The organism is Janthinobacterium sp. LPB2021202312-11-4, from assembly GCF_037049705.1.
Taxonomy (GTDB): domain Bacteria; phylum Pseudomonadota; class Gammaproteobacteria; order Pseudomonadales; family Pseudomonadaceae; genus Aquipseudomonas.
The window spans coordinates 31,458-53,417 of the sequence record NZ_JBAGKV010000037.1 but is presented as its reverse complement, the minus strand read 5'-3'; the positions used below and the strand labels follow the sequence as shown (position 1 = coordinate 53,417).

23 protein-coding genes are annotated in these 21,960 nt (G+C 59.8%); 8 read left to right on the top strand and 15 right to left on the bottom strand.

The genetic code is table 11. The annotated features are described in order from the left end of the window. Nucleotides 1–7 precede the first annotated feature (7 nt). The 6 genes from msrQ to V5E99_RS27435 all read right to left on the bottom strand — a co-directional run bounded on the left by msrQ (nucleotide 8) and on the right by V5E99_RS27435 (nucleotide 6,029). Complete coding sequence (msrQ, locus tag V5E99_RS27460) at nucleotides 8–628, bottom strand: protein-methionine-sulfoxide reductase heme-binding subunit MsrQ (RefSeq protein WP_499805465.1); 621 nt, start codon at nucleotides 626–628, stop codon at nucleotides 8–10. After that, nucleotides 628–1,641, bottom strand: coding sequence for a protein-methionine-sulfoxide reductase catalytic subunit MsrP (msrP, locus tag V5E99_RS27455; protein ID WP_499805463.1), 1,014 nt, complete (start codon nucleotides 1,639–1,641; stop codon nucleotides 628–630). The genes msrQ and msrP overlap by 1 nt, the downstream gene beginning before the upstream one ends. A 63-nt stretch (nucleotides 1,642–1,704) precedes the next feature. Continuing rightward, a complete protein-coding gene (gene pssA / locus V5E99_RS27450; RefSeq protein WP_499805462.1) occupies nucleotides 1,705–2,562 on the bottom strand; it encodes a CDP-diacylglycerol--serine O-phosphatidyltransferase in 858 nt (285 codons plus the stop codon). A gap of 144 nt (nucleotides 2,563–2,706) precedes the next feature. Continuing rightward, the gene (ilvC, locus tag V5E99_RS27445) at nucleotides 2,707–3,723 is read right to left on the bottom strand and encodes a ketol-acid reductoisomerase (protein ID WP_007948647.1); all 1,017 of its coding nucleotides are present in this window, start codon (nucleotides 3,721–3,723) and stop codon (nucleotides 2,707–2,709) included. Between the two features lie 48 nt (nucleotides 3,724–3,771). Next, the gene (gene ilvN / locus V5E99_RS27440; RefSeq protein WP_003176102.1) at nucleotides 3,772–4,263 is read right to left on the bottom strand and encodes an acetolactate synthase small subunit; all 492 of its coding nucleotides are present in this window, start codon (nucleotides 4,261–4,263) and stop codon (nucleotides 3,772–3,774) included. A gap of 2 nt (nucleotides 4,264–4,265) precedes the next feature. Next, complete coding sequence (locus V5E99_RS27435; protein ID WP_499805460.1) at nucleotides 4,266–6,029, bottom strand: acetolactate synthase 3 large subunit; 1,764 nt, start codon at nucleotides 6,027–6,029, stop codon at nucleotides 4,266–4,268. A gap of 363 nt (nucleotides 6,030–6,392) precedes the next feature. On the opposite strand from V5E99_RS27435, the gene V5E99_RS27430 reads away from it, so the two are divergent. Next, nucleotides 6,393–6,815: a DUF4124 domain-containing protein gene (locus V5E99_RS27430; protein ID WP_499805458.1), complete on the top strand. Its 423-nt coding sequence runs from the start codon at nucleotides 6,393–6,395 to the stop codon at nucleotides 6,813–6,815. 145 nt (nucleotides 6,816–6,960) lie between these two features. Here the strand turns inward: V5E99_RS27430 and V5E99_RS27425 are convergent, their stop codons facing one another. Genes V5E99_RS27425 through mrcB form a run of 3 tightly spaced genes read right to left on the bottom strand, consistent with a single transcriptional unit; the run spans nucleotide 6,961 to nucleotide 10,374 of the window. Next, a complete protein-coding gene (locus V5E99_RS27425; protein ID WP_499805456.1) occupies nucleotides 6,961–7,296 on the bottom strand; it encodes a YqcC family protein in 336 nt (111 codons plus the stop codon). After that, nucleotides 7,296–8,033, bottom strand: a complete 738-nt coding sequence (locus tag V5E99_RS27420; RefSeq protein ID WP_499805454.1) for a tetratricopeptide repeat protein — start codon at nucleotides 8,031–8,033, stop codon at nucleotides 7,296–7,298. Before V5E99_RS27420 ends, V5E99_RS27425 begins: the two co-directional genes overlap by 1 nt. Before the next feature lie 16 nt (nucleotides 8,034–8,049). Continuing rightward, nucleotides 8,050–10,374 (bottom strand): penicillin-binding protein 1B, encoded by a 2,325-nt coding sequence (mrcB, locus tag V5E99_RS27415; protein ID WP_499805452.1) that lies wholly within the window; start codon nucleotides 10,372–10,374, stop codon nucleotides 8,050–8,052. Nucleotides 10,375–10,492: 118 nt separating this feature from the next. On the opposite strand from mrcB, the gene V5E99_RS27410 reads away from it, so the two are divergent. The 4 genes from V5E99_RS27410 (at nucleotide 10,493) to V5E99_RS27395 (ending at nucleotide 13,861) form a co-directional block, all read left to right on the top strand. After that, nucleotides 10,493–12,049, top strand: coding sequence for a bifunctional aminoglycoside phosphotransferase/ATP-binding protein (locus tag V5E99_RS27410; protein WP_499805450.1), 1,557 nt, complete (start codon nucleotides 10,493–10,495; stop codon nucleotides 12,047–12,049). A gap of 91 nt (nucleotides 12,050–12,140) precedes the next feature. Further along, nucleotides 12,141–12,485 carry a pentapeptide repeat-containing protein gene (locus V5E99_RS27405; protein WP_499805448.1) on the top strand — a complete coding sequence of 115 codons (345 nt, stop codon included), beginning with the start codon at nucleotides 12,141–12,143 and terminating at the stop codon, nucleotides 12,483–12,485. A gap of 286 nt (nucleotides 12,486–12,771) precedes the next feature. Next, a complete protein-coding gene (locus tag V5E99_RS27400) occupies nucleotides 12,772–13,044 on the top strand; it encodes a TfoX/Sxy family protein (RefSeq protein WP_007971093.1) in 273 nt (90 codons plus the stop codon). Nucleotides 13,045–13,060: 16 nt separating this feature from the next. Next, entirely contained in the window at nucleotides 13,061–13,861 is an 801-nt protein-coding gene (locus tag V5E99_RS27395) for a Crp/Fnr family transcriptional regulator (protein ID WP_499805445.1), read from the top strand. A 224-nt stretch (nucleotides 13,862–14,085) separates the two neighbouring features. Here V5E99_RS27395 and V5E99_RS27390 read toward each other — a convergent pair whose 3' ends face one another. Genes V5E99_RS27390 through V5E99_RS27375 form a run of 4 tightly spaced genes read right to left on the bottom strand, consistent with a single transcriptional unit; the run spans nucleotide 14,086 to nucleotide 17,632 of the window. After that, the gene (locus V5E99_RS27390) at nucleotides 14,086–14,937 is read right to left on the bottom strand and encodes a ChaN family lipoprotein (protein WP_499805443.1); all 852 of its coding nucleotides are present in this window, start codon (nucleotides 14,935–14,937) and stop codon (nucleotides 14,086–14,088) included. A gap of 21 nt (nucleotides 14,938–14,958) precedes the next feature. Beyond that, a complete protein-coding gene (locus V5E99_RS27385) occupies nucleotides 14,959–15,726 on the bottom strand; it encodes a heme ABC transporter ATP-binding protein (protein WP_499805441.1) in 768 nt (255 codons plus the stop codon). Beyond that, nucleotides 15,726–16,763 carry a FecCD family ABC transporter permease gene (locus V5E99_RS27380; RefSeq protein WP_499805440.1) on the bottom strand — a complete coding sequence of 346 codons (1,038 nt, stop codon included), beginning with the start codon at nucleotides 16,761–16,763 and terminating at the stop codon, nucleotides 15,726–15,728. The genes V5E99_RS27385 and V5E99_RS27380 overlap by 1 nt, the downstream gene beginning before the upstream one ends. Next, nucleotides 16,760–17,632, bottom strand: coding sequence for a heme/hemin ABC transporter substrate-binding protein (locus tag V5E99_RS27375; RefSeq protein WP_499805438.1), 873 nt, complete (start codon nucleotides 17,630–17,632; stop codon nucleotides 16,760–16,762). Before V5E99_RS27375 ends, V5E99_RS27380 begins: the two co-directional genes overlap by 4 nt. Nucleotides 17,633–17,793: 161 nt before the next feature. Between V5E99_RS27375 and V5E99_RS27370 the strand changes: the two genes are divergently transcribed. Then, a complete protein-coding gene (locus V5E99_RS27370) occupies nucleotides 17,794–18,111 on the top strand; it encodes a Rieske (2Fe-2S) protein (protein ID WP_499805436.1) in 318 nt (105 codons plus the stop codon). On the opposite strand, the gene sfsA is transcribed toward V5E99_RS27370, so the two are convergent. Both sfsA and V5E99_RS27360 read right to left on the bottom strand, forming a co-directional pair. Beyond that, nucleotides 18,108–18,821, bottom strand: coding sequence for a DNA/RNA nuclease SfsA (gene sfsA / locus V5E99_RS27365; protein WP_499805434.1), 714 nt, complete (start codon nucleotides 18,819–18,821; stop codon nucleotides 18,108–18,110). The genes V5E99_RS27370 and sfsA overlap by 4 nt on opposite strands. After that, entirely contained in the window at nucleotides 18,821–19,993 is a 1,173-nt protein-coding gene (locus V5E99_RS27360; protein WP_499805432.1) for a pyridoxal phosphate-dependent aminotransferase, read from the bottom strand. Before V5E99_RS27360 ends, sfsA begins: the two co-directional genes overlap by 1 nt. A 333-nt stretch (nucleotides 19,994–20,326) precedes the next feature. Between V5E99_RS27360 and dksA the strand changes: the two genes are divergently transcribed. Both dksA and gluQRS read left to right on the top strand, forming a co-directional pair. After that, on the top strand, nucleotides 20,327–20,770 hold the full coding sequence (dksA, locus tag V5E99_RS27355; RefSeq protein ID WP_008153293.1) for an RNA polymerase-binding protein DksA: 444 nt from the start codon (nucleotides 20,327–20,329) through the stop codon (nucleotides 20,768–20,770). A gap of 228 nt (nucleotides 20,771–20,998) precedes the next feature. Beyond that, nucleotides 20,999–21,886 carry a tRNA glutamyl-Q(34) synthetase GluQRS gene (gene gluQRS / locus V5E99_RS27350; protein ID WP_499805430.1) on the top strand — a complete coding sequence of 296 codons (888 nt, stop codon included), beginning with the start codon at nucleotides 20,999–21,001 and terminating at the stop codon, nucleotides 21,884–21,886. Nucleotides 21,887–21,960 lie beyond the last annotated feature (74 nt).

Below are 21,960 nucleotides of genomic sequence, written 5' to 3'. Positions count from 1 at the left end.
CCCTTAATTACGCCTTTCTTGCAGAAGGCGTCTTTTTAGCCAATAAACGCGGAATTCGACGGGCTACAGGGGGCAGTCGAAGCACTATCAGCAGCACACCTATAGAAGCATAAACAGCCCACTCCTTCAGATCCGCACGAACGATCCACAACATATGCAGCAAACCAAGCCCAAGAGTCACATAGGCCAATCGATGCAACGTCTTCCAGCGGGAACCCAACCGCCGCTGACTGTATCGATTGGACGTCACCGCCAACCCCAGCAGACAGAGAAACCCCAATGTCCCGACAATAATGTAAGGCCGCTTGCGCAACTCGACACCCAGCTGCGACCAGTCAAAACCGAGAATGAACGCCGTATACCCACTCAAATGCAGCACAACATAAGCAAAGCACCACAACCCCAACTGCCGCCGGACAGCAATCCACCCCGGCCAACCAGTCAACTTCTGCAAAGGTGTCATGCTTAACGTAATCAGAAGCAGGACAAGCGTACCCAAGCCCAAGCGATCTACCAGCACTTTGCCCGGATCAGGCCCCAGCACCTCCGCCCAGGCCTGATACAACCAAAGCAGCGGCCAGACCGCGATAACCACGAAGACAAAAATTCGCCAAACCGCAAAACGCATCAGTAGTTCTTCCGAAGATCGAGGCCCGCATATAAAGAGGCGACTTCATCCGAGTAGCCATTGAACATTTGCGTATCCCGCACATTGGGCTTGAGCAGACCACTCGGCAAACGCCGCTCTCGCGCCTGGGTCCAGCGCGGATGGTCGACCGTAGGGTTCACGTTCGCATAAAAACCATACTCATCCGCAGCAATACTTTGCCAGGTCGTCTTCGGCTGCTCGCTGACCAGACTGATCCGCACGATTGATTTGACGCTCTTGAAGCCATACTTCCACGGCACCACCAACCGCAGTGGCGCGCCATTCTGATTCGGCAACTCCCGCCCATACATGCCCACCGCAAGAATCGCCAAAGGATTCATCGCCTCATCCAGGCGCAGCCCTTCTACATAAGGCCAGTCGATCAGAGCGAAACCGGATCGCTGCCCGGGCATGCTCTTGGGGTCCTCCAGTGTTTCGAAGCGAATGTATTTTGCCTTCGACGTTGGCTCGACCTCCTTGAGCAAGGCCGAGACGGGAAAACCGATCCAGGGAATCACCATCGACCAGGCCTCGACACAGCGAAGACGATAGATTCGCTCCTCCAACTGGTAAGGCTTCATGAAGTCTTCCAGCGCATACCGCCCCGGCTTCCCGACTTCACCGTCCACCACCACGCTCCACGGTTCGGTTTTCAGCGCGCCAGCATTGGCTGCCGGGTCACCTTTGTCCGTACCGAACTCATAGAAGTTGTTGTAGTGGGTCGCATCCTTGAACGGCGTGATCGCCTCATCCTTGACGCTAATCGCCCCCCATTTAGTAGAAGGAAGTTTTTCGGTAAACCAGGCCGGCGCCTTTCCAGGCTCGACATCGGCATACCGTGCAGCATCATCAGCACTGGCCCAACGCGGCAGACCGCTCACAGCCAAACCGGCCACGGCAGCACCAAGCACATTGCGACGAGATAGATAGAGGGATTCAGGCGTGACATCCGACTCATGACAGTCGGAGGTTCTGGAGACTTTTATCAGCATGGCAACTCCGCAGCATTGGAGGACAGATGCACCAATAGACTGCGGAGTATGAGGGAAATTACGTCACTCGGCGTTTTTGTGCTGGCGAAGACGTAACAGGTATTGAACCGGACCAGAGGCCGCATACCCGAGGAACACCAGCAGCAGAATGCGCGGCGGATCACTGAATACCACGGCAAACACCAGCACTACCGCCAAGATCGCAACAAAGGGAACACGCCCCTTCAAGTCCAGCTCCTTGAAGCTGTTGTACTTGATGTTGCTGACCATCAGCATCCCGGCAGCCGCCACCATCAACGCGACCAGGAACGACATTTTGGAACCCTGGATGCCGTAATCGCTGAACGCCCAGACAATCCCTGCTACCACGCCCGCAGCAGCCGGGCTGGCCAAACCAATGAAGTAGCGCTTGTCCGCCGTGCCCACCTGGGTATTGAACCGCGCCAGACGCAGCGCAGCGCCCGCCACATAGATGAACGCAACCATCCAGCCGACCTTGCCCATATCACCCAGGGCCCAGCCGAATGCCAGCAACGCCGGCGCAACGCCAAAGGCAACCATGTCCGACAACGAGTCGTACTCGGCGCCGAAGGCACTCTGGGTATTGGTCATGCGGGCAACCCGGCCATCAAGGCCGTCGAGCACCATGGCGACGAAAATCGCGATGGCCGCGAAACCAAAGTACTTGCTCGCACTGACCGAGTCGCCGGCGCTCAAGGCGGCCTGGGCGCTCATCGAGTTGATGATGGAGTAGAACCCTGCGAACAGGTTCGCAGTGGTGAACAAGTTCGGCAGAAGATAGATACCACGATGCCGGACTTTACGACCTTCAGCGTCATGCCCTTCCTCGATGTGCTCATCGATGGGCAGCAGACTTTCGGCGTCAGAAGCCTGTTTTGGCTCTTCGGGACGTTCGCTCATGGACATTACCTTGCAACAGGGTGGAAAGTTTCGACAGGTGTCTGGGACGACGGTTCGGCCGCAAACGATGCAGCTTTATACCAGAACCGCTCACCCAAACGAAAAAACGCGGCCTAGGCCGCGTTTTCCGTACAAGCGTGCGACTTAGTTTTTGGCTTTGTCGACGATCTTGTTGGCACCGATCCACGGCATCATGGAGCGCAGTTGCTCGCCGATGATTTCGATACCGTGAGCGGCGTTGTTACGACGCTTGGCGGTCATCGAAGGATAGCCGGTCGCGCCTTCGCTGATGAACATCTTGGCGTATTCGCCGTCCTGAATACGTTTCAGGGCGTTGCGCATGGCCTGACGGGATTCGGCGTTGATCACTTCCGGACCAGTCACGTACTCGCCGTATTCAGCGTTGTTGGAGATCGAGTAGTTCATGTTGGCGATACCGCCTTCGTACATGAGGTCAACGATCAGTTTCAGTTCGTGCAGGCACTCGAAGTAGGCCATTTCTGGCGCGTAGCCAGCTTCAACCAGGGTTTCGAAACCGGCTTTGACCAGTTCAACGGTACCGCCGCACAGAACGGCTTGTTCGCCGAACAGGTCGGTTTCGGTCTCGTCCTTGAAGGTGGTTTCGATGATGCCGGTACGACCGCCACCAACGCCAGCAGCGTAGGACAGTGCAACGTTTTTGGCGTTGCCCGACGCATCTTGATAGATAGCGATCAGGTCAGGAATACCGCCGCCCTTGACGAACTCGGAACGCACGGTGTGGCCCGGTGCTTTCGGCGCGATCATGATCACGTCGAGGTCAGCGCGCGGAACAACCTGGTTGTAGTGGATCGCGAAGCCGTGGGAGAAGGCCAGGGTGGCGCCTTTCTTGATGTTCGGCTCGATTTCGTTTTTGTACAGGGCAGACTGGAACTCGTCCGGGGTCAGGATCATGACCAGGTCAGCCGCTGCAACAGCGGAAGCAACGTCAGTCACTTTCAGGCCGTGAGCTTCGGCTTTGGCAACAGTGGCCGAACCTTTACGCAGGCCAACAGTAACGTCAACGCCGGAGTCTTTCAGGTTGCACGCTTGAGCGTGGCCCTGGGAACCGTAACCGATGATGGCAACTTTCTTGCCCTGGATGATCGACAGGTCGCAGTCTTTTTCGTAATAAACTTTCATGAAATTCCCCTATATATCCAGGCCGTTCAGGCCATTCGCTAATTTGGTTTAGATGCTGAGTACTTTGTCGCCGCGGGCGATACCGGTTACGCCGCTACGGACGGTTTCCAGAATCGAAGCGGTGCCGATGGACTGAATGAAGCTGTCGAGCTTGTCGCTGGTACCGGTCAGTTGAACGGTATACACGCTGGCGCTGACATCGACGATCTGCCCACGGTAAATATCGGTAGTGCGCTTGATCTCGGCGCGCTGGGCGCCGGTAGCCTTGACCTTGACCAGCATCAGTTCGCGCTCGATGTGAGCACTCTCCGACAGGTCGACCAGTTTGACCACTTCGATCAGCTTGTTCAGGTTCTTGGTGATCTGCTCGATGACTTCATCGTGGCCAACAGTGGTCAACGTCAGGCGCGACAGGGTCGGGTCTTCGGTCGGTGCCACGGTCAGGCTTTCGATGTTGTAGTTGCGCTGCGAGAACAGGCCGACTACACGAGACAGAGCGCCCGGTTCGTTTTCCAGAAGCAAGGAAATAATGTGCCGCATGATTAAGTACGCTCCGTCTTGCTCAGCCACATATCGCGCATGGAGCCGTCTTTGATCTGCATCGGGTAGACGTGCTCGCTGGTATCGACCGAAATATCGAGCACCACCAGGCGATCCTTCATGGCAAACGCCTCTTCCATCTTCGACTTCAATTCTTTCGAGTCGGTGATGCGCATGCCAACGTGACCATAGGCCTCAGCCAGCTTGACGAAGTCAGGCAACGATTCCATGTAGGAATGCGAGTGACGGCTGCCATAGCTCATGTCTTGCCACTGACGAACCATACCCAGAACACCGTTGTTCAGGATGACAATTTTCACTGGCAAACCGTATTGCAGACAGGTGGACAGTTCCTGAATGTTCATCTGGATACTGCCCTCGCCTGTCACGCAGACGACGTCGGCATCCGGGAAGCTCAACTTGATGCCCATGGCCGCCGGAAAACCGAAGCCCATGGTGCCCAGGCCGCCGGAGTTGATCCAGCGGTTCGGCTTGTCGAACTTGTAGTACTGCGCCGCGAACATTTGGTGCTGGCCCACGTCGGAAGCTACAAAGGCATCGCCCTTGGTCACTTCGCACAGGGTTTCGACCACGGTTTGCGGCTTGATGATGCTGCCGTCGCCCTTGTCATAAGGGAACAGGCCGCGATCACCGCGCCACTCGTCAACTTGCTTCCACCAACTGGCCACGGACTCCTTGTTCGGGGTCTCGCCGATTTCCTTGAGGATCGCGACCATTTCGGTCAGGACGCTCTCGACCGGACCGACGATAGGCACGTCGGCCTTGATGGTCTTGGAGATCGAAGCCGGGTCGATGTCGATATGAATGATCTTGGCGTTCGGGCAGAACTTCGCCGGGCCATTGATCACGCGGTCATCGAAACGTGCGCCGACTGCCAGGATCACATCGGCATGGTGCATCGCCAGGTTGGCGGTGTAGCTGCCGTGCATGCCGAGCATGCCGATGAACTGACGGTCGGTGCCAGGGTAAGCACCCAGGCCCATCAGGGTATTGGTCACTGGCAGGTTGAGCATCTTCGCCAACTCGGTCAGCGGCGCGGAGCCACCACCGAGGATCACACCGCCGCCGGCGTACATCACCGGACGCTTGGCCGCCAGGAGCATTTCGGCTGCCTTGCGGATTTGCCCGGAGTGACCGCGAACGGCTGGGCTGTAGGAACGCAGCTTGGCTTTTTTCGGGAAGATGTATTCGAACTTCTCGGCCGGGTTGGTCATGTCTTTCGGGATATCGACAACGACCGGACCAGGACGACCGGATTGCGCCAGGTAGAACGCTTTCTTCATGACTTCCGGGATTTCCGAAGCGTGCTTGATCATGAAGCTGTGCTTCACGATCGGCCGGGAGATACCGATCATGTCGGTTTCCTGGAACGCGTCGGTACCTACCATGGTGCTAGGCACCTGGCCGGAAATGACCACCATTGGAATGGAGTCCATATAGGCGGTGGCGATACCGGTGATGGCGTTTGTTGCGCCAGGACCGGAAGTCACCAGTACCACGCCGGCTTTACCGGTGGCACGGGCATAGCCGTCAGCCATATGGGTCGCCGCTTGTTCGTGACGAACCAGGATGTGAGTCACTTCCGGTTCTTTGAACAGGGCATCGTAGACATGAAGAAGAGCACCACCCGGGTACCCGTAGATATATTTGACGCCTTCGTCACGCAAAAAGCGGACGAGCATCTCACCGCCAGATAAAAGCTCCACGTTGTTCACCTCTAAAACGCCAGAATACCGTCCACACAAAAAGCGGACGGGTCTTAATAGGTTTACTTCTCGGCAGAGCATGAGCGACGGTGGTCGCCGACTACGTCAGCACTGACTGAGCAAGTATTGGGATCGTCCCAAGTGTTGCGGGCCTTTCCCACCCAGCGCGAGGTAACGCGTTGCGGGTGTAACAGGTCGGCGCGGGTATGCGCCTCATGATCTGCCGAGTGGGTCTGCTTCTGGCAGTCCCTCTACAGCGGACTTTGGATTCTTCTGTTTCGTCCCCTCCAAGTCAAGTCGTCTATGTGCTTTATTGTGAGTAAGCACATGAGAACGCAAGAAAAAACCCGTAAACCCCATGTGTGTTAGCTTCAATTGCGCAACTTATGACAAGGAAATGGTATGCGTACGTTCTTCCTCACCGCCAGTCTGCTGATCACCTTGAGCCCTTTGTGCATGGCGGCTCAGATTTACAAGTGGGTGGATGCCCAAGGGGTGACCCATTTCGACGCTCAACCGCCCCAGGGTCAGCCAGCCACCACTGTGGTGACGCCCGCCCCGTCCGTCGGCAAACCCGACGCACCTGCACGCAGCAGCACCATTGGCGATCAACAGGCAATCGATAAGACCGTGAAAAAGCAGGTCGCCGAACAGCAAGCGCAGCTCAAGGTGTTCTGTGAGCAGGCGCGGACGAACCTGGCTCAGCTACAGAACAACCCACGACTAAGGGAAGAGGTGGACGGTGAAATGCGCCGCCTGACCGAACAGACACGTCAGGAGCGCATCACCGAAGCACAGAAACAGATCGCGCAGAATTGCCAATAGACGTCATGAAACCTGTAGGAGCCTGTAGGAGCTGTCGAGTGAAACGAGGCTGCGATCTTTTGATTTTGCTCTTTAGAAACAAGATCAAAAGATCGCAGCCTCGTTTCACTCGACAGCTCCTACGTAGCGCCTACGCGGACCGGCGTTAGCAGGAGGCGGTGATCAGCAGGTCAAACTCTTTGAGCAGAACCTGCAAATACCGATCCCTGCCCTGAACATCACGGGCGGCGAAAACCATCTCCGCCATCTCCTGAATGCCCGACGCATTGGGCAACGGCAGATCCTGTTCGAGGATCGTCTTCATACGAGGCAGGAAGATCCATTGCAACCACTGCTCGAAGTCCAGGGTGTCGACCGAAAACGGCTCGACACTGGACAGCGCTTCAGCGCTGGGTGAGACCTCGTCCCACCAGCCCTGAACCCGCAACTCACGCTCAATCAACAGCAACTGCTCGGCAATCTTTGGGAAACGTGCATCCATCACAGCGCAACCTTGGCCTTTTGACGAGCCAGCGCAGCGCCAGCGGAATCGCCCTGCTTCTCACGGGCCTGAGCGATCAATTCCCACAGGCTGGCCTGAAGATCCGGACGCCCATTGGCGAACGTCAAACCCCGACGGGCGAACTGCTCGGCTTGTGGCGCATCGCCCTGGGCCATACGCACCTGCGCCAGACGATAGAGCACTTGCGGCTCACGCGGCGCCACGCGCTGGGCACGCTCCAGGCTGGAGGACGCGCCATTGAGGTCGCCACCAGCCTGTTGCTGTTGAGCGGTGGTCAGCAGAGCCAGCACCGGGCCGTCCAGTTGTTCGTCGGCCGACAAGCCACCGCCGCTGCTCGCCGACGGAATCCCGCTCGGGGTCGACGGCATGCTGTAGCTGCCCTGATTGATCGGCGCGGACTGAACCGGCGACGTATCAATCGGGCCCGGCGTAATCGGCCCCGGCGTGATCGGCGAAGTGCTGATCGGCGCCGAGGTCACGGCGCCACCGCCAGGAACCATTACCACCACACCGCTATCACCTTGCGGGATTTCCTGGGGCTGGCCCTGCACGGGACGTTTCACGGTCGTCTTGCGAAAGCCGCCATTCGCCTGAATCCGCTCACTGTTCGACACAGCGCTGCCGGCATCCACAACCGGGATAGAACCGCGTTGTACGGTGGAGCAACCGCTGAGCAAAGCCACGGCGGTAACCGCTGGAATCAACCACTTGTTCACTTGAGACCCTCTTTGCTTAGTTCATCCAGCCCTTGACCCAATCCATCACCGTTTCACCGGAAGCAGGAGTTTCCCCACCGCAAGCGGCGCCGGGAGGCGGTTCGCTGCCGCGAATATACGGCATCTGCACCGCACCTGGGCAGTTGGCATCAGAGCCTTGCCCGGTGCGCGAATCAACCCAGGCCTGAACGATGTTGTCCGGCTGCGGCATGTCCAGCGGCAGCGGATCGGCCTTGCGCATGAAACTGGTCCAGACCTGCAACGCGCCAGTGGCACCGGTAAACGGCGTCTTGCCGTTATCGTCGCGCCCCAGCCAGACCACAGCCAACAGATCCTGGCTGAAACCGGCGAACCAGCTGTCCCGCGAATCGTTACTGGTACCGGTCTTGCCCGCCAGGGTCAGGGTTTTGGGCAGCACGTTATAAACCGAGCTGCCGGTGCCTTCGCGCATGACCCGCTGCATGGCGCTTTGGATCAGGAAAATCGACGCCGGATCAAACCGCTGCTGAATCTGGAACGGGTAACGTTTGAGCGGCTCGCCCTCGGCGGTCAGTACGCTGCGAATCCCGCGCATCGGGGTATTGAAGCCACCGTTGGCCAGGGTCTGGTACATGGTCGCCACTTCCATCGGCGTCAGGCCACCAGCGCCCAACAGCATCGATGGGAACGCCGGAAACTCCCGAGTCACACCCAGGCGCGCCAAGGTCTTGAGGACATTCGGCACGCCCAGTTCCAGCCCGAGACGCGCGGTCGACAGGTTGTAGGAATGCGCCAGGCCTTGGTACAGGAACACCGTACCGTGGGAGCGTCGATCATAGTTCTGTGGTTTCCAGACCTGACCGTCCGCGCCCTTCACCGAGAAGGCGTCATCGGACAACCAACTGGTCAAGGTGTACTGGCTCGGTTTCTCAAGTGCCGTCAGATAAACCGCAGGCTTGATCAACGAGCCGATCGGTCGCACCGCATCCAGCGCGCGGTTGAAACCGGCAAAACTCGCCTGACGGCTGCCGATCATGGCCTGGACTTCGCCGGTTTCCGGGTTGGTCACGACCATCGCCGCTTCAACGTCATCCGAACCTTTGCGCCCGGCCAGGCGTTTAAAGGTGTCGTTGACCGAGGCTTCGGCTTTCATCTGCAGGATCGGGTCAAAACTGGTGAAGATCCGCAGGCCTTCTTCGGTCAAGTCTTCGTCGCGATAGTCTTCGCGCAGTTGACGTTTGACCAGATCGATAAAGCCCGGGAACGAGCTGTCGGCCAGTTTGCCGCGCGTGGTCACGCCCAGAGGCATGGCCTTCGCCGCAGCAACTTGTTCGGCCGTCGCGACACCTTGTTGCTCAAGCACGTCGAGCACCAGGTTGCGGCGCTCGAGTGCGCGCTCCGGATTACGACGCGGGTTGTAATAGGACGGCCCCTTGACCATGCCCACCAGCAACGCGACTTGGTGCAATTTCAGCTCGGACAATGGCTGGCCGAAGAAGAACTGACTGGCGAGGCCAAAACCGTGCACCGCGCGCTGGCCATCCTGGCCGACAAACACTTCATTGAGGTAAGCCTCAAGGATGTCCTGCTTGTTGTAATGCAGCTCAAGCAGCATCGCCATCATGGCTTCGGTGAGTTTGCGGGTGAGGCTGCGCTCGCTGGTCAGGTAGAAGTTCTTGACCAATTGTTGCGTCAGCGTACTGCCACCCTGGGTCATCTTGCCGCCCGAGGTGTTGACGTAGATGGCGCGGGCAATCGACTTCGGCGATACGCCCCAGTGACTGTAGAAATCCCGGTCTTCCACGGCGACCAGGGTGTCCAGCAGGTACGGCGGGACCTGATCGATCTTGATCAGAATGCGGTCTTCGAGGTTTTTCGGGTAAATCCCGCCGATCAGCAGCGGCTCCAGGCGCACCACCGACAGCTTCGAACCGTTGGTCGCCGAAAGTTCGGCCACATAGTCGCCGGAGAACCGCACCCGCACGGGCTGGGGTTTTTCCATGCCTTCATAGAACTGGAAGCCACGTGTATTCAAGTCAACGGTATTGCCATTGACCGCCGCCGCGCCGGGGCCGTTGCTCACGGCTTCGCGTCGATAACCCAAGGCGTCGAGTTCGGTGAGGAAGTCTTCCTTGCTCAGCTTCTGGCCGGTAAACAGCTCCAGCGGGCGCGCGTAGACCTTGGCCGGGATCGTCCAGCGCTTGCCGGAAAACTTCTCCTGGACGATAGCGTCGAGGTAAACCGCGAACCCGGCGAGCACAACGAGGCCGACCAGGCTGAGTTTAAGGGCCCAGCCCAGCCAGGGGCGCAGGCCGCTGGACGGTGGTTTTTTTTTGCTGCGAGGGGATCGAGTACGAGTCATGGCGGCGGATTATACGCACTTTATTCATACTCAACAGGAGGCCGCCGAGGTTTGCGTCAGGCGGACTTGCGGCCATAATGGCGGCCGTGAATTTTCCCCAGACTCTGAAGGATCGCCTGTGAGCCAGTCCCTGATCGCCGCCCTGCAAAACCCGGCCCTCTACCCGCATCCCGTCGACGGGTTCCAGGTTATCGAGACCCATATTTCCTGGGTCATCCTCACGGGTCCCTTCGCTTATAAAGTGAAGAAGCCAGTGAATTTCGGCTTCCTCGACTTCACCAGCCTCGACGCTCGCGAACACTTCTGCGGTGAAGAGTTGCGCTTGAATCAGCGCCTGACTAACGACTTGTACCTTGAAGTGCTACCGATCACCGGCAGCGAAGAAACGCCACAGTTGGGCGGCGAAGGCCCGGCTATCGATTTCGCCCTGAAAATGCGTCAGTTCCCGCAAAGCCAATTGCTCAGCACCCTGCAAGCCAACGGCGAACTGACCACCGCGCACATCGACGAGATGGCCGCGCAAATCGCCCAGTTCCACCTCAGCGCCCCGAAAGTCCCGACCGAACACGACGCCGGCACCCCGGACAGCGTGATGGCGCCGGTTCGCCAGAACTTCGAGCAGATTCGCCCGTTCCTCAGCGATAAAACAGACCTGCTGCAACTCGACGCCCTGCAAGCCTGGGCCGAAAGCAGCTTCGAACGCCTCAAGCCGCTGTTCGCCCAACGCAAGGCCGAGGGTTTCATCCGCGAATGCCACGGTGACATTCACTTGGGCAACGCCACCGTGATCGACGGCAAGGTCGTGATCTTCGACTGCATCGAGTTCAACGAACCGTTCCGCTTCACCGACGTCTACGCCGACACCGGTTTCCTGGCGATGGACCTGGAAGACCGTGGCCTCAAGAGCCTGGCACGCCGTTTCATCAGCCAGTACCTGGAACTGACCGGCGACTACCAGGGCCTTGAGCTGCTGAACTTCTATAAAGCCTACCGTGCATTGGTTCGCGCCAAAGTCACCCTGTTCAGCATGCCCGCCGAAGCCGATCCGGTGCAGCGCGCCACCACCCTGCGCCAGTACCGCAACTACGCCAACCTGGCGGAAAGCTACAGCACCATTCCTTCGCGTTTCCTGGCCATCACCCATGGCGTCTCCGCTGTCGGCAAAAGCCGTGTGGCCATGCGTCTGGTCGAAGCATTGGGCGCCGTTCGCCTGCGTTCCGATGTCGAGCGCAAACGCCTGTTCGGTGAGCAAACCGTGCAGAACGATCCCCACGCCGGCATTTATAGTGCTGACGCCAGCGCCGCGACCTACGGCCGCCTGCATGACATCGCCAGCGTGATCCTGCGTGCCGGTTTCCCGGTGGTGATCGATGCCACCTACCTCAAGCGCGCCCAGCGTGACGGCGCGGCAAAAATTGCCGAAGCCACCGGTGCACCGTTCCTGATTCTGGACTGCAACGCCCCGCAAGCCGTGATCGAGAGCTGGCTGGCCCTGCGTCAGGCAGACAAAACCGACCCGTCCGACGCAACCCTGGCCGTTATCGCCGACCAGCAAGCCAGCCGCGAAGCGCTGACGCCAGCGGAAATTCTCTGCAGCAAACGCGTGCAGACCAATGAAAACGGAACGCTGGACACTGTCGTGGCGCAGATTCGCCAGCGCCTGCCAGGCCTGTAAGAAACTATTTCAGCCGTGAAGCCTTCGCCGGCTTCACGGCTGCCAAATAGTGGCACTATACTGGCGTCATAAAACCAACAGGTGATGTGACATGAGCCAGCCCAAACTTCTCGACACTCCGCTTTATGCCTTGCTGCACAAAGACGACATCACAGGTTTCAACAAGGAACGCCCTGTGGACGGCCCGATCGACATGACCGGTGGCGATTTCCGAGGCCTGGACTTGCGCGAACTGAATGCCGATGGCATCGACTTTACCGATGCCTATTTCCGTTCCGCCGACTTGCGCGGCATCGACTTTCGCAATGCCTCCCTGGAAGGCGCGAGCCTGGCCCATGCGCAAATCTCCGGTGCCTACTTTCCACCCGAGCTGAGCGCGGACGAAATCCTGATGTCGATGAATTTCGGTACCCGCCTGCGCTATCGCACCCGCTAATAACTTCCTGATACGACGCAAACCCTGTGGGAGCGGGCTTGCTCGCGAAGACGTGGTGTCAGTCGACATCAATGCTGAATGTCACACCGCTTTCGCGAGCAAGCCCGCTCCCACAGGGTTTGTGCGCCCCTCCTCTACTGCATTCGCAGCCCCTTCGAACGCCTCAAGACCTTGCCTCTTAGAAGCATTTGCGTCGAAACCGACCAAACAATCACGCTTTTCCTACTGATGGCTACACTCCTCAAAGGCTCGCCCACGCACCGTTCGGCCGTCGCAAGGAGGCTTGATGAATGATGAACTGCAACACCTGAAGAATCTTGGCAAGACGTCGGCGCAGTGGCTGCATGCCGTGGGCATCCACAGCGCCTCGGACTTGCGGCGCCTGGGGGCGGTGGACGCTTATCGGGCCGTGCGCACGCGCGGGTTCCGGGCGTCCAAGGTGTTGCTGTATGCAATCGAAGGCGCGCTGATGGACGTGCACTGGAACGACATCCCCGCCGAACGCAAGGAAGCCCTGAACAAACAACTGGAAGCCATCTCTTCACGCCACAAGAATTAAACAGGCGCCCATTGCCATGTACCTGCTCGGGGAACAACCGGCCTACGCCGACACACTGATCAATCGCCTGCAAAACCTCCCGGCGCGGTTGCTGAAAGGTTTGGCACCTTGCGGTCCGGCTCTGGAATTTCCGTCCGTAGACGACCTCGCGGCGGCACTGCCCGACAATCAACTATTCATGCTGGAGAATGGCTTGCTGCATGGCTGTGTTGACGAGCGCGCCTTGTTCTATCTGCACGAAGGCGATCTGGTCGGCCTGCGCCAGGACGCTGAACTGCCCCACTGCCGCTTGCGCAGCGAGAACCCGCTGTCGTTGGCGCCCTACCTGCGAACCGAAGTGTTTCAGCATATTTATGCCGATCCGCAGCGCTCGGAGCTGTTTCTGCAATACCTGGTCGGCCAGACCGCCCTGCTCTGCGACGCGGTGGCCCGCCTGAAACAACCCGAGTTTCGCAGCACCAATGGCTTTCAACGGGTGGCCAGCGGCGAAGTGCTGATTCAGCAAGGCGACGAGGCGGACCATGTGTTTGTGATCATCGAGGGCCACGCCGAAGCGTTTGTCGACGGGCATAAGGTCGGCGATGTGCCCAAGGACGAGATTTTCGGCGCCATGGCGGTGTTCACCGGCGAGAAACGCAACGCCAGTGTGATCACCAGCCAACCGAGTACGGTGATGCTGATTCCCAAGGACCAGTTTCTGAGCCTGACCCAGAACAATCCAAAGATCGCTCACAGCCTGATCGAGAGCATGGCGCGGCGAATTGACCTGCTGAACAAACAAATCACCCAACTGAGCCCACTTAAAATATCGGGCTGAAGCCCAGTGACTACTGGGCCTACAGGCGAATTTCAAATAAATCGGAAAACAGCGGTTGACTTGGTAATGAGAATCGCTATGATTATCACAACTGGTCGCGAGACTAGTCGATATTCTGAAAAGCCCTTGGTTCGGACTCTCAGATTATCTCCTCATCAGGCTAATCACGGTTATTTGACCCGGCTCTTGCCGGGTCTTTTTTTGCCTGTGGAATACTCCGCAAATCACTTGCCCATCTGCTTACGCATCTCTTCGCAGTAATCCGGCGTCGGCGTGGCAGGCGTGTACCAGACGTAATCCGCCATGGCGGGGGTGACCTCACTGCCCCGCTGCGCCAGCATCAACACGGTTGGCGCCCGGGCTTCACCCAAATCCAGAACATGCAGCGGCACACCGACATCCTTGCGCGCATGGTAGGCACCGGCAAACAGCAATGAAGGCTCGGGCGCCGCCCGCAACCGCTCAGCCATTCGCCGATCACGTTGCTGCTGCACCGCCAACATGGCCGGCATTTGTGATTTAGGGAGCAAGCCGCAATGGGAGCCGCTGATTTGCGCCAGCAGTTCATCCTTGACCGACGGGGCATTGGAGCGCGAGCCATTCAATGCCGGCGGATGGGCGTAAACAGCCCGAACTTCGCTGTTGTCCAGATTGGCGGCCAGCAGTGGATAAGGTTGGCCCAGGGCGAAACGCACAATCGGCCCATACAAATCCCAGTCCCAACCCGATTGCCAGGCCAATGCGCCGGGCAAATCGATTGGCGGTGTCGAGGTGTGGCGCACGTCATTGACCCGCAGTTGCTGATCCGGCGTGAGCATTTCCAGCAGCAGGCTACCTTGAGGCCGGCGCTGCCCCAGCGCCTGGAGCAACCACAACTGCAGTTGATGGTGATCGCGGTTGTCATGCTGCTCGCCGACGATCAGCCGCTCAGATTTGGCCAGCCGTTCGATAAGCTCCTGCGCCGTCAGTACCTGCCCGCTGCGTAGATCGTGAATTTCACCGGTGACCGGTGGTGGCGGCGCCCCATGCTGGCAGGCGCTCAGCAGCAGTACGGCCAGCAGCAAAATCCCACGCATGTTCTCACCTCGATGAAGGACTCAGCGGGCGATGATCAGCGGATGCCCACGCTCCGGGTGCGCTTGCACCAGCACTTCCAGCCCGAACACGGCTTTGAGCGGTTCCGGACGCAGCACTTGCTGCGGTGTGTCCAGCGCCACCGGGCGCCCGCCTTCGAGCAGCAACAGACGGTCACAATAACGCGCTGCGAGGTTCAGATCATGCAGGATCACCAGTACCGCCGCACCACGATCCGCGAACTCTCGCACGGCTTGCAACGTGGTGTGCTGATGCAGTGGGTCGAGCATCGAGGTCGGCTCATCCAGCAATAACGTCTGCCCCGCCTCCCCCGGCCACAGCTGCGCCAGCACCCGCGCCAAATGCACGCGCTGACGCTCACCACCGGACAACGCCAGGTAACTGCGACCGCTCAGATGACCGGCATCGGCGGCCCCCAATGCGGCCGCGACGATTTCTGCATCGCGCACCCGACCGCTTTGATAAGGCAAACGGCCCATGCCGACCACTTCCTCAACGCGAAAGGCAAAGTCCAGGGTCGAGACCTGAGGCAACACCGCCAGACGTTGCGCCCGCTGGGCACCGGCGCAATGCCGCAGCGCCTGGTCATCGAGCCAGACATGGCCCTCATCAGGAGGCAATTGACCGCACAACGCCCCGAGCAACGTGCTCTTGCCGGCGCCGTTCGGCCCCAGCACGCCGAGGACTTCGCCCGGTTTGAGTTCAAGGGTGATGCCCGCCAGCACGGTTTTGTTGCCCCGGCGGATCGACAGGTTTTCCGTGCGCAGCATCAGGCAGGCCTCCTGATCAGCAGAAACAGAAAGAACGGCGCACCGATGAACGCCGTGACGATACCAATCGGCAACTCGGCCGGCGCCAGGGCCAGCCGCGCCACCAGATCGGCAAACAGCAGCAGGCTCGCGCCTGCCAGCACCGAGGCCGGCAACAGCACCCGATGATCAGGTCCGGCCAGCAGTCGCACCAGGTGCGGTACCACCAGCCCGACAAAGCCGATCATCCCCGCCGCCGCCACTGCCGCGCCGACACCCAGCGCGGTGCAGAACACCAGTTCACGCTTGAGCCCTTCGACATTAATGCCCAAGTGACCGGCCTCCGACTCGCCGAGCAACAACGCATTCAACGCCTTGGCCCGACGCGGCAACCACAGCGCCACGCCCGCAGTCACCAGCAGCAATGGCCAGAGCCGCGAATAACTGGCGCCATTGAGACTGCCCAGGTTCCAGAACGTCAGCGTACGCAGGGTGGCGTCGTCCGCCAGGTAGGTGAACAACCCCACCGCCGAACCCGCCAGCGCCGTCAGTGCAATACCGGCCAACAGCATGGTCGCGACATTGGTTTGCCCATTGCGTCGACCCAGTCGATACACCAGCGCGGTCACACCGAGCCCGCCCAGAAAGGCGCACATCGATAACAAATAAGGCCCGAACGACTCGGGCAAGCCACCGAACGCCGAGCCGCCGACAATCGCAATCGCCGCGCCCAACGCCGCGCCACTGGACACACCCACCAGCCCCGGATCGGCTAACGGGTTGCGAAACAATCCCTGCATCGCCACCCCGGACAGCGCCAGCACACCGCCGACCGCCAGCCCCAGCAAGGTTCGCGGTAGACGAATCTGCCCAAGAATCAGTTCTGCCTGCTCCAGACCGTCCGGTGCAATCGGCAAACCGATCAGCCGCAACGCCGCACGCAACGTATCAATCAACGGCAGGCTCACCGGTCCCAGCGCCAACGACAGCCAGATCGCCAGCACACACAGCAGGCTCAAGCCGATAAACAAGGTGCGCGGTTTAACCAGGGTGGTCATTGGCCAGTCGCGCCGGGATAGAAACCGTCAGACAGCTTTTTCAGCGCCTCGGGCAAACGCGGCCCGAGCCCGCCCACCAGCAACGTCGGATCGAGCTCCAGGACGCGTCCGTCCTTGGCCGCACGGGTCGAGGACAGAATCGGGTTCTCCTTGAACAGCGCCGCACGGGCCGCATCACCGGTCAGCGCACGATCGGCGAACACCAGCACTTCAGGATTCAGACTGGCCAGGGATTCATTGGAAAAAGGTTTGTAACCAGTATGCGTCGCCAGATTGTGGCCACCGGCCCGTTGCAGCAACCAATCGGCGGCGGTGTCCTTGCCGGCAATCAACGGCTTGCCGCCAGCGTTACCGATCAGCAGCAGTACACCCGGCGCTTTCTGTTTGAGCTGGGCCTCGGTGATCCGGACATTTTGCTGATCCAGTTGCTGTTGATACACCTGCAACGCTTGGGAAGCTTGATCTTCAGCACCGAGCAACTGGCCCAGGTGCTGCAAGTTACCCTGCAACGCAGCCACATCCGGCTGCGCCGAAAACAGTTCGACCTGAACCCCGGCATTGCGAATTTGCGACAGCACCGGCGGCGGGCCCATTTCTTCGGTGCCGACCAGAATCTGCGGGCGCAGGCTCAAGATGCCTTCGGCCGACAATTGCCGCTGATAGCCGATGCTCGGCAGCGCCTTGAGGGATTCGGGATGCTGGCTGGTGGTGTCGACCCCCACCAGTTTTGCCTCGCCCCCCAAGGCACTGACCCACTCCGACACCGCGCCGCCGGCACTGACCCAACGCTGTGGCAGTTCGGCCGCTGCTGCCTGATGGCTGGCGAGTAGTCCGACACACAACGCAACAACGCGGGTTCTCAGGCGCATAAACAGCTTCCTTAAAGGTTTTCCCGGGCATCAAGCGGACAGGCCAAGTATCCTCGGCATCCGGCAAGCGCCCATGGGCGGGCGGCCATTTGATAATTGTTTGCATTTGCACGTCAAGCCCGGACATATCTCGTCACGCGCCGCGACACTTGAGGATAGACATGAAGTTTCTTTGCCAGGGCCTGGAGTTGGCCGACGCCAGCAGCCGCGGTTTCGACCTCGACGGCCAGAAGCTCCTGGCCGTGCGCCGGGGCGGTCAGGTTTACGTCTACCTCAACCGCTGCCCGCACCGTGGGGTGGCGCTGGAATGGAAGCCCGACCAGTTTCTCGATCCCAGCAACAGCCTGATCCAGTGCGCCACCCACGGCGCACTGTTTCTGATCGAGGACGGCGAATGCGTCGCCGGCCCGTGCGCCGGGCAATCCCTGACCAGCATCCCCTGCCGCGAGGATGCCCAAGGGATCTGGGTCAGCGTTTAACCGTTGAGCAACACGTCCAGGCGCCGCTCAACGCGCATTTCTTCATGGCTGAGGCTGACGCCATACGCCAACACCTCGACCCCGCACGCCACCGCCTCACGCAATGCCGCAGCGTAGATCGAATCGATTTCTTCGGCCGGACGCACCGCGTCGATACCGCTGAGATTGACGCAATACAACTGCACCGCACGAATCCCGTCCCGAGCCAGGTGCGCCAATTCCCGCAAATGCTTGGCCCCGCGCTGGGTCACCGCATCAGGAAACGCCGCCACCGACGTACCGTCGAAACCCAATGTGACACTTTTGACTTCCACATACGCCGGCCCGCTCGGGTAATCGAGGCGGAAATCGATGCGGCTGTTTTCCTGACCGTAGGCCACTTCCCGTTTCAGTTCGGTAAAGCCGTTCAGCTCAGTGATCACCCCCGCCCGCAGCGCTTCTTCGATCAAGCCGTTGGCCCGCCCGGTGTTCACGCAAAACAGGCGCCCTTGCGGGGTTTCGCCGATTTCCCAGGTACCGGGCAACTTGCGTTTGGGGTCGTTGGAGCGACTGAACCAGACCTGCCCGCCCTCGACCTGGCAATTGAGCATCGAGCCCGTGTTGGGGCAGTGAATGGTCAGCAACTCGCCGCTAACGGTTTCGATATCGGCGAGAAAACGCTTGTAACGCCGAATCAAACGACCTTCTTCGAGGGGAGGATGAAAACGCATCAGCCTTGCCAGCTCTTCAAGCCGCGCGCGATGCGTTCCACCGCTTCCTGCAAGCGCGGCAGGCTTTGGGTGTAGGCAAACCGCACATGATGCCCGGCCTGATAACGCCCGAAGTCCAGGCCCGGGGTGATCGCCACATGCTCGGTTTCGAGGAAATGACGGCAGAACGCGAAGGCATCACCGCCGAACTGGCTGATATCGGCGTACAAGTAAAACGCGCCCTCCGGCTCGACGGCGATGCCGAAACCGAGTTCACGCAAGGCCGGCAACAGGAAATCGCGACGACGACCAAACTCGGCGCGGCGTTCTTCGAGAATGCTGATGGTCGCCGGTTCGAAGCAGGCCAGTGCAGCGTGCTGGGCCATGCTCGGGGCACTGATGTAGAGGTTTTGCGCGAGTTTTTCCAGTTCGCCGACTGCGGCTTCCGGCGCCACCAGCCAACCGAGGCGCCAACCGGTCATGCCGAAATACTTTGAAAAACTATTCAGGACGAAGGCGCTGTCATCGACCTCCAGCACACTGGCCGCGTCGGTGCCGTAGGTCAGCCCGTGGTAGATCTCGTCCACCACCAGATGACCGTGACGCTGCTTGATCGCCGCTGACAGACCGGCCAGCTCATCGCGGGTCAGGATGGTCCCGGTCGGGTTGGCCGGCGAGGCCACCAGGGCGCCGACGCTGTCCTGATCCCAATGCCGCGCCACCAGGTCCGGGGTCAGTTGATAACGCACGTCCGGACCGACGGGAACCAACTGCGCCGCACCTTCCACCAGCCGCAGGAAATGCCGGTTACACGGGTAGCCCGGGTCCGCCAGCAGCCAGTGTTTCCCCGGATCGACCAGTAAGGCGCTGGCCAGCAGCAAGGCACCGGAACCGCCCGGCGTCACCAGAATGCGCTGTGGATCGATATTCAGCCCGTAACGGGTCTGATAAAAACCGGAAATGGCCTCGCGCAGTTCAGGAATGCCCCGTGCGGCGGTGTAACGGGTCTTGCCCGCCGTCAGCGCAGCCTGGCCAGCCTGGATGATCGGCTCGGCGGTGGTGAAGTCCGGCTCGCCGATTTCCAGGTGGATCACGTCGTGGCCGGCAGCCTGCAGCTCGTTGGCCCGCGCCAGCAGCGCCATGACATGGAACGGTTCGATCGCACGACTGCGCGCACTGTAGGGCTGGGCCATTAGCCTTCCTTCAACGGGGAAAAGAATCGATTCTACCCAAGCACTGGAACGAGCGAGAACCTAAAGCGGTCAGAGCCGTTATAACCCCAGGACCAAACGTCTCAGGCGTGTGCGCCAGGTTTGACTAAAATCAATATTTGATCAGGTCTCCAACACCACCAGACAAGGCTTTGCAATCATTTGCAAGCACCACGGGTCGCGGGCTCGACATCCGGGAGTAGCGCGGCCCGATTTGATCTGGTAAGTTCGCCCGCTTGCAGCCGCAGGGCCGGCAGGTGTCGGTGATGGAGCAATCCTGCGCAATGGATTACAAGAGTAGAGGCGGTCTATTTCATGTCCACCCAAGCAAAGCAACAGCAGAACCAGTCGATCAGCGGCTTCGAACCCTACAAAGAAGTGAAGGGCGAGGAGTACATGGGCAAGCCCATGCGCGCTCACTTCACCAAGATCCTGAATAAGTGGAAACAGGACTTGATGCAGGAAGTCGACCGTACTGTTGATCACATGAAAGACGAAGCGGCCAACTTCCCTGACCCGGCAGATCGTGCCAGCCAGGAAGAAGAATTCAGCCTTGAATTGCGCGCCCGTGACCGTGAGCGCAAGTTGATCAAGAAGATCGACAAGACGCTGCAATTGATCGAAGACGAAGAATATGGCTGGTGCGAGTCCTGCGGCGTCGAGATTGGCGTCAAGCGACTGGAAGCCCGCCCTACCGCCGACATGTGCGTTGACTGCAAGACCCTGGCGGAAATCAAGGAAAAGCAAGTCGGCAAGTAATCTCGACTTGAACGAAAAACGGAGCGTGCGAACGCTCCGTTTTTGTTTCCGCAATTCGCTAACCCTGTAGGAGCACGGCTTGCCGGCGATGACGTCCTCAAGATCGCTATCGCGAGCAAGCTTTGCTCCTACAGGGTTGGCGACACGTTCTTTTGCAGGAGCCGAGCTTGCTCGCGATGGCGTCCTCAAACCGTGCTCAACACGACCGGACGACGTACCATCGCCCTCATGACTGCCACCTCCTACATCGGCCGCTTCGCCCCCACGCCCAGCGGCCACTTGCATTTCGGTTCGCTGGTCGCCGCCCTGGCCTCGTACCTCGACGCCCGCTCGGTGGGCGGCCGCTGGCTGATGCGCATGGAAGACCTCGACCCGCCCCGGGAAGAACCCGGGGCCCAGGCCGCGATCCTGCATGCCTTGGAACGCTACGGTTTCGAGTGGGACGGCGAACTGGTCCGCCAGAGTGATCGGCACGACGCCTACGCCGAAGTGCTCAATCGCCTGTTCAATCATGGTTTGGCTTACGCCTGCACCTGTTCGCGCAAACAATTGGAGCCGTATCACGGCATCTATCCGGGCCTGTGCCGCAATGCCGGGCATGGCACTGAAGACGCGGCGATCCGTTTGCGGGTGCCGGAGCTCGACTACCATTTCATCGACCGCGTGCAGGGCGAGTTCCGCCAACACCTGGGCCGCGATGTCGGTGATTTCGTGATTCGCCGGCGCGACGGGCTCTACGCTTATCAACTGGCCGTGGTGCTCGATGACGCCTGGCAAGGCATCACCGACATCGTGCGCGGCGCCGACCTGCTCGATTCCACGCCACGCCAGCTCTATCTGCAAGAACTGCTCGGCCTGCGGCAACCGCGTTACCTGCACGTGCCGCTGATCACCCAGCCGGACGGCAACAAGCTCGGCAAATCCTACCGTTCGCCACCGCTGGCCGACGATCAGGCCACGCCGCTGTTACTGCGGGCATTGCGAGCGCTGGGGCAGAATCCGGGGAGCGAACTGGCCTACGCCACGCCCCGGGAAGTGCTGAATTGGGGCATTGCCCACTGGGACGCCGCACAGATCCCGCGCACACTGACCTTGCCCGAGGCGCAACTGCAGTGATGGCACTTGCAGTCGCGCTGCCATCCGTTACCATCGCCGCACGTTTTCGGGCACGCGCCTAAAAAAGAGAGGCC

Bases quoted from the DNA above. Each gene is read 5' to 3' on its own strand.
- sfsA (WP_499805434.1), bottom strand. From the start codon at position 18,821: ATGCGTTTTCATCCTCCCCTCGAAGAAGGTCGTTTGATTCGGCGTTAC.
- V5E99_RS27430 (WP_499805458.1), top strand. From the start codon at position 6,393: ATGCGTACGTTCTTCCTCACCGCCAGTCTGCTGATCACCTTGAGCCCT.
- V5E99_RS27380 (WP_499805440.1), bottom strand. From the start codon at position 16,763: ATGACCACCCTGGTTAAACCGCGCACCTTGTTTATCGGCTTGAGCCTG.
- ilvC (WP_007948647.1), bottom strand. From the start codon at position 3,723: ATGAAAGTTTATTACGAAAAAGACTGCGACCTGTCGATCATCCAGGGC.
- mrcB (WP_499805452.1), bottom strand. From the start codon at position 10,374: ATGACTCGTACTCGATCCCCTCGCAGCAAAAAAAAACCACCGTCCAGC.
- V5E99_RS27405 (WP_499805448.1), top strand. From the start codon at position 12,141: ATGAGCCAGCCCAAACTTCTCGACACTCCGCTTTATGCCTTGCTGCAC.
- V5E99_RS27385 (WP_499805441.1), bottom strand. From the start codon at position 15,726: ATGCTGCGCACGGAAAACCTGTCGATCCGCCGGGGCAACAAAACCGTG.
- V5E99_RS27390 (WP_499805443.1), bottom strand. From the start codon at position 14,937: ATGCGTGGGATTTTGCTGCTGGCCGTACTGCTGCTGAGCGCCTGCCAG.
- gluQRS (WP_499805430.1), top strand. From the start codon at position 20,999: ATGACTGCCACCTCCTACATCGGCCGCTTCGCCCCCACGCCCAGCGGC.
- V5E99_RS27425 (WP_499805456.1), bottom strand. From the start codon at position 7,296: ATGGATGCACGTTTCCCAAAGATTGCCGAGCAGTTGCTGTTGATTGAG.
- V5E99_RS27360 (WP_499805432.1), bottom strand. From the start codon at position 19,993: ATGGCCCAGCCCTACAGTGCGCGCAGTCGTGCGATCGAACCGTTCCAT.
- V5E99_RS27395 (WP_499805445.1), top strand. From the start codon at position 13,061: ATGTACCTGCTCGGGGAACAACCGGCCTACGCCGACACACTGATCAAT.
- V5E99_RS27375 (WP_499805438.1), bottom strand. From the start codon at position 17,632: ATGCGCCTGAGAACCCGCGTTGTTGCGTTGTGTGTCGGACTACTCGCC.
- dksA (WP_008153293.1), top strand. From the start codon at position 20,327: ATGTCCACCCAAGCAAAGCAACAGCAGAACCAGTCGATCAGCGGCTTC.
- msrP (WP_499805463.1), bottom strand. From the start codon at position 1,641: ATGCTGATAAAAGTCTCCAGAACCTCCGACTGTCATGAGTCGGATGTC.
- msrQ (WP_499805465.1), bottom strand. From the start codon at position 628: ATGCGTTTTGCGGTTTGGCGAATTTTTGTCTTCGTGGTTATCGCGGTC.
- ilvN (WP_003176102.1), bottom strand. From the start codon at position 4,263: ATGCGGCACATTATTTCCTTGCTTCTGGAAAACGAACCGGGCGCTCTG.
- V5E99_RS27400 (WP_007971093.1), top strand. From the start codon at position 12,772: ATGAATGATGAACTGCAACACCTGAAGAATCTTGGCAAGACGTCGGCG.
- pssA (WP_499805462.1), bottom strand. From the start codon at position 2,562: ATGAGCGAACGTCCCGAAGAGCCAAAACAGGCTTCTGACGCCGAAAGT.
- V5E99_RS27370 (WP_499805436.1), top strand. From the start codon at position 17,794: ATGAAGTTTCTTTGCCAGGGCCTGGAGTTGGCCGACGCCAGCAGCCGC.